2 protein-coding genes and 1 pseudogene are annotated in these 1,182 nt (G+C 64.2%); 2 read left to right on the top strand and 1 reads right to left on the bottom strand.

The genetic code is table 11. The annotated features are described in order from the left end of the window. Positions 1-258: pseudogene (locus AC1D00_RS41970) on the top strand (lipo-like protein); the annotation flags it as partial. Between the two features lie 211 nt (positions 259-469). On the opposite strand, the gene AC1D00_RS41975 reads toward AC1D00_RS41970, so the two are convergent. Next, the gene (locus AC1D00_RS41975) at positions 470-745 is read right to left on the bottom strand and encodes a metal-sensitive transcriptional regulator (protein ID WP_007598521.1); all 276 of its coding nucleotides are present in this window, start codon (positions 743-745) and stop codon (positions 470-472) included. Between the two features lie 62 nt (positions 746-807). On the opposite strand from AC1D00_RS41975, the gene AC1D00_RS41980 reads away from it, so the two are divergent. Beyond that, the coding region (locus tag AC1D00_RS41980) for a YHS domain-containing protein (RefSeq protein ID WP_477014756.1) at positions 808-1,182 on the top strand (375 nt) is incomplete at its 3' end.

Consider the following 1,182-nt stretch of genomic DNA (forward strand, 5'->3'; position numbering starts at 1 on the left):
ACCCTGCACTGGGCCGACAAGCAAAAGCCGCTCGAGGAGGTAGCGGGCACATTCAGTGTGTTTCCAGAAACGATCAGTGCGCCGCCGCTCGTTCCTGAAGCGGCTGACGAAGAGGCGCCGGCTGAGATTCCGGCTGCGCAAGTGATGCGCGAGGCGGCTGCCGAGATGGACGCCACCTTCTCCGAGCATTTTGTGCTGCTCAACGAACTCGCGGTGTACCGCGCGCGCCGCGGAGACGCGTGCGAGGTCGCGGCGTAGCCCGGCTGTCGTCCCTGCGAACGCAGGGACCCATACCGCGTGATCTATCCATTGCACGCGGTCTCTGTACCGACGCAGAGATCGACTTCTAATCTTCGCCAAACCCCTCCCTGTGGTTATGGGTCCCGCCCCCCGTGCGCAATTGCGCACTCGGCCGGGACGCCGCTGGAGAGGTATCGTTCGCCCCTCACAATGACGGGCGAATACGGACCTACCTCTCCGCCCTTCCAATCACCGCCATCAACTCCGCGATCTTCTCGCGCTGATCCGCCTTGTCGCCGCTCGCGATCGCGTGCTCGACGCAATGGGCGACGTGGTCCTTCAGGACCTCCTCCTCGACCCGGCGCAGCGCGGCGCGCACCGCCGAGATCTGCGTCACGATGTCGATGCAGTAGCGGTCTTCCTCTACCATTTTCGACAGGCCGCGAACCTGGCCCTCGATCCGGCCGAGACGTTTTCCGACAGATGCCTTGATGTCCTTGCGCATGCCGTCTATATACCCCTACCGGGTATGGGTTGCAAGACCTGACACAAGGCCGGAGCATGGGAATGAACGACGCCGAACACAGCCATCATCACGACGCGGACGGTCACACCGGATGCGGCTGTTCGAGCAAGGGGGCAACACCGCCGAACGACAAGCCCGCGGCAGCTTCATGCTGCGGCGGAAASGGCGATCATGCCGGCCACACGCATCATCACGGCCATGACCATGGCGCAGCGGCGACGACGGTCCGCGACCCCGTCTGCGGCATGACGGTCGACCCTGTGACCTCAAACCACCGGTTCGAGCATCAGGGCGAGACCTTCCATTTCTGCTCGGCCGGATGCCGCACCAAGTTCGCCGCCGATCCCGCAAAATACCTGGCCAAGGAGAAGGCGAGCGAGCCGGAGATGCCCGCGGGCACGATCTACACCTGCCCG

It is taken from the genome of Bradyrhizobium sp. P2_E8 (assembly GCF_056403875.1).

Excerpts from the sequence above, each read along its gene's own strand:
- AC1D00_RS41975 (WP_007598521.1), bottom strand. The coding sequence starts at position 745 with ATGCGCAAGGACATCAAGGCATCTGTCGGAAAACGTCTCGGCCGGATC.